The sequence below is a fragment of the Rhizocola hellebori genome, from assembly GCF_016862955.1.
GTDB classification, from domain to species: domain Bacteria; phylum Actinomycetota; class Actinomycetes; order Mycobacteriales; family Micromonosporaceae; genus Rhizocola; species Rhizocola hellebori.
The window spans coordinates 1-4,228 of record NZ_BONY01000169.1 but is presented as its reverse complement, the minus strand read 5'-3'; the positions used below and the strand labels follow the sequence as shown (position 1 = coordinate 4,228).

Annotated in this window: 4 protein-coding genes; 3 read left to right on the top strand and 1 reads right to left on the bottom strand. The window is 61.9% G+C overall.

Going from position 1 to position 4,228, the window contains the following annotated elements; translation table 11 throughout:
* The first annotated feature begins 155 nt into the window (after positions 1 to 155).
* Positions 156 to 506, top strand: coding sequence for a VOC family protein (locus Rhe02_RS49175; protein WP_203915508.1), 351 nt, complete (start codon positions 156 to 158; stop codon positions 504 to 506).
* 471 nt (positions 507 to 977) lie between these two features.
* Here Rhe02_RS49175 and Rhe02_RS49170 read toward each other — a convergent pair whose 3' ends face one another.
* Positions 978 to 1,229, bottom strand: a complete 252-nt coding sequence (locus tag Rhe02_RS49170) for a hypothetical protein (protein WP_203915507.1) — start codon at positions 1,227 to 1,229, stop codon at positions 978 to 980.
* A gap of 461 nt (positions 1,230 to 1,690) precedes the next feature.
* On the opposite strand from Rhe02_RS49170, the gene Rhe02_RS49165 reads away from it, so the two are divergent.
* Positions 1,691 to 2,968: an outer membrane protein assembly factor BamB family protein gene (locus Rhe02_RS49165; protein WP_203915506.1), complete on the top strand. Its 1,278-nt coding sequence runs from the start codon at positions 1,691 to 1,693 to the stop codon at positions 2,966 to 2,968.
* A 496-nt stretch (positions 2,969 to 3,464) separates the two neighbouring features.
* Positions 3,465 to 3,797 (top strand): hypothetical protein, encoded by a 333-nt coding sequence (locus Rhe02_RS49160; protein WP_203915505.1) that lies wholly within the window; start codon positions 3,465 to 3,467, stop codon positions 3,795 to 3,797.
* Positions 3,798 to 4,228: the final 431 nt, after the last annotated feature.

Below are 4,228 nucleotides of genomic sequence, written 5' to 3'. Positions count from 1 at the left end.
CTTCAAGACGAAACCGTTGAATGCGCTTGAGAACGGCTGGCCTGCCGATGCCACCCGGGCGGTCCAGCGTCGAGCCGCTTCTATGCGCAGCGCTGGACAACCTGCGACATCTTGAGCAAAGCTGTCACATATCGACCAGCAGACAGGACGACCTCATGACGGGCTTTCCAGGCGGGCAGATCAACCACATCAACCCGATTCTCAACGTCTCGAGCCTGCGCGACAGCATCGACTTCTACACCAGGGTTGTCGGGCTGGAGCTTTACCACACATTCGGGGAACCCGCCGACTTCGCGATCGTCGGGCGCGACGGTCAACAGATCTATCTAGCCGAGCGGGCTCAGGGACAACCAGGAACCTGGCTCGCGGTGTTCGTATCCGACCCAGCAGCGATGCGCGAGTACCTCGCAGCCAACGGCGCACACCTGGTCGACGCCGAGCAGTCCGATATGGGGGAGTACCGTGTGCAAGACCCCGATGGACACGTGCTCCGACTCTTCGGTTGACATGTACTCACATCTGATGGCATAGCGCCGAATGCGTCGTGTCCGCTGACACGAATTCCCAAACCGCGATCCGAACTATCCGCCGATCATGACGGCTGACCGCGACCCCCAACCAACCCGTCTAACGATGGTCATCAGTCGGTATCAGCACGCCCGCGATCCGCCCGAGCGCGATCCATTCCACCTGCCAAAAACAGTCTGGTTCAGCGTCAGCTCCAGGCTGATCGCCGAGGGACCACACCCGAGCCGCGCCGCGATCGTGTCGCTATGACTTCCCGGCGGCCAGCCGACTTCGTAGAAGCGGACGGCCGCCGCAGCGGCCCGGGTGCCGGCGTGGTCAAATCGGGATACGCATCCTGAAGTTGCCGGGCCCGCCCCGGCGCGCCGACACGTTCTCACCCGCTAAACAGGCAGGCGATGCCGCAGAACTCATGGGCAGGCTCGGCTGCCTACGCGGTACCAAATTGGGGGCTAGCCTTGTTCGGCCCGGCTGTCCAGGTATCGCGTTAGGTGGGGCCAGCTGGCGAACCCGTATTCGCGGGCGACGATGGACTGTGCGGCGCTCAGCTGAAAGCTGCTGGCATCGTCGGGCACGGCACCGCCTTGGAGCGACACTCGGGCGATGGCCTCTGGGTCGCCAGCCCGTACGGCTCGCTGCAATGTACGCGCCTGCCGACGGAAGTTGTCGATGTGGGGACGCTCGGGCATCTCCAGGGTTGACACAATGATCTCCTCTTTGTCTGCCTGACGTCCGCTTGGTCAGGCCGAAAGAAGAGCGATCGTGACACATGTCGTCACACGCCAGGTGGGCTGTGCCCATTCCCGCGGACTGGTGGCTTCCTGACAGCCGCGGCCAGTTTACCTGCTGTGGCGGCGTGGCGGCGACCCTGCCACCACGACACACGCGCGGTTGCGGCTGTCAGCACGGCGGTGACAGCAACCAGGGTCCTCTTCAGAATCGCTTTTTCGCGTCGATCGGTGCACCCGCGGTGCTTCGGTGCGACAGCGTGGCATCGCCAACTGAATCGCGGTGGCAAGAGCCAGTCGATGTTCATCGCCATGATCTAAATTGATGTTGCCGTAGGTCCAAAATAGATCGTTTGCGCGTTGATCGTGGACAACCATCCAGAATGCTCTTGAACGGCGCGGTGGCTGGGCACGGTGCGCCAGCCACAATGGGTTGCGTGGGAGATGGCTTCATTGAGCTAGGTCGCTATGACGAGCCGACCGAGCACGTCGGATCCCGCCACACGCTGCTGAAGGGCCGCATCGCCCGCCCTTGGATCGCTGCCGGCTTGGTGGTTGTCTCACTGTTTACGCTAGGCCCTGCGGGTGCCAAACCGCTGCCGGCTGTGCAACTTGTTGCTGACATCAAGCTGCACGTGGAAGGCGAGATGGTCGTTGTTGGCGGCGGCCTGTTCGTCAGCGAGCCGGGCGTGTTGACGGCGTTGGACTCTCGCACCGCTCGAGCTCGCTGGCGAGTGCAGACGGGTCTGCACTCACAACTTGTCCGTGGTGACGGCGATCTGCTGATCGTGACCGGTCGGACAGTGGCCATTGCGGCGGAGGGGTCGAGGGCGATGTCCCTGGCCATTCATATGGGTACCGGCGAGGTGCTCTGGCGCCTGCCGGGAGACCTTATCGTGGCGGGCGGCTTCGTGATCTCCCGGGAATTCGGCTTCGCAAGCCCTGCCCCGACCAGCCATCTGACTGTCCATGACCTTGCGGCGCGACCAGTCTGGTCGGTCGAGCTGGCGGCGCGGTTGGTGCATACAGTGGACCAACTGCGGCAGGTCGTGCTCACCCTGGATGCTGCCAGCGGTGAGCTGGTCGAGTACCGGCTGGACAATGGAAGGGTCGTAGACCGCACTGTGCAGCCCGAGCTTGTCGGAGCCGTCGGCCTTGGTGCCTTTGGCCAGGAGGTGCTCGCTTTCTTCTCCGATGGGCACAGTTTGGTGCGTGGCGCTTCGGGGTTTGTCAGCGAACTAGGGGTGTTCAGCGCTGCCGAAACGGAACAAGTGGACTGCGGCTTGCTGTGGTGTGCCTTCTCGCATAGCGCCTCTGGCATCGAGCTCGTCGACAAGTCGAACGGCGAGGTCGTTTATCGCAATGAGGGATGGATTATGGCTGTCCACACCGACTTCGGGGTCGTTGGAATCGATCTATTCTTCGGTGGGCCGATCACGATCGGTTTCTTCGACCCGCTGACGCGCCGCCAGCAACACCTGTCTGGTTGGTCTCCGGTGGGATTGCGCACCGACAGTCGGGTGGTGCGGTGGCACGGTCCGCTCTACCTAGTGTCCTCCGCCAACAGCCGCACTTTCTTCGCAGTACTCGAAGATGCCAGAATCCACGTTGCAGGATCAGTTCCCTACAAGAACCTGCTGCAATGCGTTGCGACGAGCTATCTCATCGCCTGCAGGGCGGAGTCAACGATGGTAAAGGCCTGGCACCTCATGTGACAACGATGCAGGGCGTAAGCATCCATCCAAAGTAGAGCTTGGATAGGGCAGGCCCTTCGACTTGAGGGTCAGGCAATCTATGTGTTGGCTGTGCAGCCGAGAGGGTGAAACTCCGTTGCTGTTGTCCCGCTGATCGTTGTCGTGCCAGGCGCGGTGATGCGGCGGCTGCGGTTACCGGGCGGTGGGAAATCTGTCCTCCAGCTGGCCGAGGAGGACTGCAGGACCTGGCTGAGTGGCTATTTGGGCCGCCGCCGCTATCCGTCGTATGGATGTACTTGGCCCACCGGTCAGCAGGTCATTTGCACACGGAATCCTCTGGTGATCTACCAAGTGCTCCAGATTGAGTGACTGAGACGACGCGAACATTGACTCCAAACGACCGCCGGAGTGAGACAAGATGTTGCTTCACACATGTCTAAAGCTCTGTGCGGCCTTGGGCGTATGCCTGACACTCGGTGGTGGGACGGCAAGTGATCTTCCGCAGCGGACGGAGCAGGTGTCCATCACCGCACCGACCGCGGCCCAAGTCGACCAGGCCATAAGCGACATCGTTTCGGACGCCACCGCGCAGCAAGCCGACCTAGCAGCCTGTTTGGGCGTCAGCGAGGAGACCGTCGCCAAGCTGACTGCGCTGAACGTTGTCGTCGACACGTCCACCTTGCGCCTCAGGGCGGATGGCATTGCCGAGATCAAAGGGTCGGCGCGGCGCGACAATCAACAAGAGATTCCGGTCGTTCTTTCGTTCCAGCTCGTTAGCGGTAAGTGGACATTGCTGGATGGTTCCCTAGGCGCGCTGGATAGCTCCATAAGCGCGAAAGCCACCCTATGACCTGGCCCGGGTGTCGGCGGCGGGCGATCCAGATAGCCCGGTCGGGCGGATCGCCATGCGATCTTGCTTTGCTTGCGCACTACCCAAGAACCCGACGTTGAGCTCGTCTTGATGAGAAGCCCGACCGCGATCGATGCAATAAATTCGTAGGATCATCCTTTGATAGCCACGCGTCCATTCGCCAGATGCGCAGCGGACTCGCCTGGCCGCGTCCGAAACGGAACGTGATGGACAAGACCAACAAGCGCAACGGATAGATCTGTCGGCGCAGCGACGACACCGACCGATGACCCATCCAGCACAGGACACGGCGTTTCGAGGCTCGATCTTTCTTGCGCTTTCGTTGGAAGCGCTACTTCACAGGGCGCCGTGGGTCCGCTAGCTCGTCAAGGGCGATCGTCTGGGCCGATGGCCCGGGGATCCTCAGTCAA

Excerpts from the sequence above, each read along its gene's own strand:
- Rhe02_RS49175 (WP_203915508.1), top strand. The coding sequence starts at position 156 with ATGACGGGCTTTCCAGGCGGGCAGATCAACCACATCAACCCGATTCTC.